The sequence below is a fragment of the Crocosphaera sp. Alani8 genome, from assembly GCF_038442745.1.
In the GTDB taxonomy this organism is placed as follows: Bacteria; Cyanobacteriota; Cyanobacteriia; order Cyanobacteriales; family Microcystaceae; genus Crocosphaera.
Map to the genome: position 1 here is coordinate 1 of NZ_JARVCN010000296.1, position 3,945 is coordinate 3,945.

Here is a 3,945-nt window from a genome sequence, read left to right on the forward strand (position 1 = left end):
TCTTTGTCCCCTAACTTTCGGCGAGTCCCCCCAGACTTTTTGAGAAGCTTCGATTCCTTTGATTCAACTCTATGGTTCTACAGTTTTACCAACTAATAATAGTTTCCAATGTCCTTATGATATTATCTATAACTTGCAAAATAATGAAAATATGGCGATGATTTACGGCAATTTAGTGAATAGTTTCCAAAGAGGTTCATTAAATAGTTCCATAGGCTATGGTCACTTAAATGATCTGGAAAATCTACAATATATAAGCAATACTTACGCTACTGGCATTGGTGTTTGGAAGAATAATATTCTACCTCGTATTTCTATTAATCCAATGGGTGAAAATAGTAAAATACGAACAAAATTAACAGGAAAAGTAACCTCTTTTGTAGACAATGCCCATCGAGCAGGGTTATTAGTCCATTGCTATACATTGCGCCCAGAAAAATATTTTTTAACTTTAAAAAAGGATGACACAGTACAAACAATGGCAGAAGAAATTGAACAATTAATTAATATTGGTGTTGATGGTTTTTTCTGTGATGATCCTACTATTTGTCTTAGAGGGAGCAGCAAACAGTGAACAGTTATCACTGTTTACTGTTCACTAATAAATTAACCGAAAGCAAAATCAGCATCACTCAAGTCATTGATGTCGATATTGAGAAGTAGTGCAAAATCATTTCCACCAACTCCAATCAGTGCGTCATCTCCCAGTTGGGTTAACTCAACACCATCAAAACCGATACCAAGTCCGGCAATACCGATCACATCTTCCCCGATGGTAAAGTCAGTAATGGTATTAATTCCCTCGGTTTCAATTATCAACGTTGGTGCTAAACCTTCCGTTGCACCCACCGGATAGAAAGCTGCGTAACTGTTGCGCTCATCGATATCAACGTTACCAAAAACTCCACTGAGAACCACAGAAAGGTCATCATCAGAGGGGTTCGTTAGTTCATCTGCAACTAAAGCGGTTACATCCCAGTGGTAAATACCCTCATCCCCTACAGAAACCTCAGAGATAGCCTCAGAGCCATCAACTCCGTAGTTAATGTCCTCCAGGTTGCCATTAACAGGATTAAACACACTGCCTTCTACTAGTCCGTAGGTACTGACAGAAACCGGTCTATCTTCTGTTGCCGGAATTAGAGTCTCTGCTAGAGCGGGGTTATATTCTAGTTTTAGTTCGGCTGAAATTAAACCAGATTCAACCATTGATACCGGTAGTCCCTCAAAATTGAGGAAGCTAACACTTTGGAAAGATTCTGGAAAACCAATTGCGGTAGCTTTGTCGGAGAGGAGACGAGCATCGCTATTATCGCTCACTTGATCCCGAAAAGTGTAATAAGCGTCGTTGGCTTCTATTTCAAAGACATTAACAATTAAATCCCCAGTAGCAATCCAGAATTGGTCTGAACCCTGACCCCCTGTAATGGTATTATCCCCACCAGAAGTAACAAAGAATTGGTCATCATCAACTCCCCCAAGAATGCGATCGCCTTGTCCAAGAATGGCAATATCTTCTCCACTTTGTAAATAGATACGGTTCTCACCGTCGCTGAGGGAACTATCTACAAAATCGTTACCCCCACCAGCGAAAACAAGTGCATTACTTCCTTCTACTTCAATAGTTTCCCCATCGATGGTGCCAAAATCGGGAACAAAAGGAGGGGGTTGTAGTTGCTCTGCATTATCGGCGATAAGAATGGACTCGAGACTAGATTTACTAATGACTCCGGGAGTCCCGAACCCTTCAGGCACATCTTCGGGAGCGATCGCCCTAATGCCCCAGGTAACTTGTTCGGCCACGTCTCCAAAGTCTTCAATAACGCCGTCCCCATTGAGATCTGTATCTTCGGGAGTATTGAGGAGGGGAGCGGAAAAGGAGGCGAATTGCTCGGTAATATTAAGAGCTAGTTCATCGAAATCTAGATCAGGAGAAATATCACGGGGTAGATCAATACCGTTTAAGCTGACATCGGAGAGATCGATACGGTTAATAGAAGATTGTTCATCCGCCGTCAGTATAACGACGGTTCCCTCTGGAGGTGGTGCTTTATCCAGGGTAAAATTGAAGGTGAGGACGGTGCCGTCGGTTTCGATAGCTACTTCTGGATCAAGGGTAAAGCTAACTTCGGGACCACGGCCTAAAGCGTATTCTACTGCCCGGGCCCTTTCTGGGGTTGTCCCCGTAACACTCTGGGCTAAATAGATAATAGTTTCACCATCGTCAAAATAATCACCATCCATATTGCTGTCCACCAGACGGAAAAGATTATTTTCTGATTCTCCTCCGTTTGAAGTTACTACTAACTCTTTATCGGGTCCAACAGCAATGGAAAAGCCGCTAAAAGAGTTAAACCCACTGGGCAGTGCGTCTGTGTTCCAGACTTCTATAGCTTCGTTGGCGGCATTGATATCGCCACTACCGTCTTGATCTTGTAAACGATACACCGATTGAGGACCCTCAGTATCCAATGATTCCCAGGTATATACGCTTTCCTCATCTACGGCGATACCAAAATCTAGGGGAACCCCAAATGGGTTACCATCTTGAATGAAAATATTGGCCTCGTTTGCTGAGATGGTTCCGTTACCGTCTAAATCTTCTACTCGATAAATAAGATCGTCGTCCCCACCTACAAGATCGCTGATGTAGGCCACATCTCCAATAAATTCGATATCGAAGGCGGAAGAGGAAGGGTTAAGAATTTGTAGATCGAGCCAAACTGAAGATTCTCCCTCGTCCAAAGCATCGTTATCTCCGTTGAGATCCACGGTACGATAAACCCTATCTTCTGGACTAGAGCCAGTCCCTGCATTAACAATATAGATGGCACCGTCACCACCTTGGGCAACACCGTTGGGTGTGGGTAAAGGGGTAGATTGAGAATCGGTGAACCAAACTACGGCTTCTCCTGGATCGAGGGCATCTCCATCGAGGTTCCCATCGAAAAGAAGATAGACGCTATCGCTGTCTCCGTCTCCGTAGAATACTGCTCCGCTATCGGATTGGAAAATTGTAAAAACGTTGCCGGTTGGATCTGTTAATCCTGAAGCGTTGGTTTCATCAAAATAAACGGACACTTCTAGGGGATCGTTGGCATCGCCGTCGCCGTTTAAGTCTTGGTTGAGGAATATTTTGTCTAGCCGTTGATCACCGAGAAAAACGGCTCCAGTTAGATCGAGAGTGCCTTCTTTTGGTAAGACTAGCTGTTCGATATAGCGCGCACCTGGGCGAAAGTCTAGGGTATTAACGGTGTAAATATCTTCGTCCTCACCTGTGACTGGATCGGTGACAATTACTCCATCTCCTCCGCTCCAAATGATATTACCATTGCCTAACTCATAACCTGCTCGTAAGCGATCGGCAAAACCGTCGTCGGCATTAAATAGGTTTACTTGATTGCCTAGTGCATCGTATTCATATAAACCACCGTTGTTAAAATCAGGGATGTTGGTAAAACCACCTACTAACAAATTACCGTTAGACTCACGCACTGTCATTTGCTGAGGAAAGTTAATACCTGTTTCTCCATCAGAGTCAACTAAGTTGTCAATAAAGGTACTGTCTATCCCCTCTATGGTGTAGCGTTCAATATTGTCTTCATCGATGTTATTAATCAGCAGTGCGCCATTGTAAGCACGAATGTCGAAAGGATCACCGGTCTCAAAAAAGCCAAGATTGTTACCCTCGGGATCAAAAACTACAACCCCTTCCCCTGGTGCGTCATTTTCTGTTCCGGAGTTGGAAACATAGACCAAACCGTTGACAAATTCTATACCACGAATGTTATCTAAACCTTCGGGAGTGCCATCATCATTGCTGTCGTTGACGATCCCTAAATAATTACCCTCGAGATCGAAACTAAATATGGCATCTGCTACCTGATCAGATAGAAGCTTCTCAAAAAGTCTGGGGGGACTCGCCGAAAGTTAGGGGACAAAGAT

The 3,945-nt window shown here is 43.6% G+C and carries 2 protein-coding genes; one reads left to right on the forward strand and one right to left on the reverse strand.

What is annotated here, in order from left to right; translation table 11 throughout:
• Positions 1 to 151 precede the first annotated feature (151 nt).
• Entirely contained in the window at positions 152 to 574 is a 423-nt protein-coding gene (locus P9B04_RS16120) for a glycerophosphodiester phosphodiesterase family protein (protein WP_342056005.1), read from the forward strand.
• A gap of 32 nt (positions 575 to 606) precedes the next feature.
• Here P9B04_RS16120 and P9B04_RS16125 read toward each other — a convergent pair whose 3' ends face one another.
• Positions 607 to 3,759, reverse strand: coding sequence for a hypothetical protein (locus tag P9B04_RS16125; protein ID WP_342056006.1), 3,153 nt, complete (start codon positions 3,757 to 3,759; stop codon positions 607 to 609).
• Between the last annotated feature and the right edge of the window lie 186 nt (positions 3,760 to 3,945).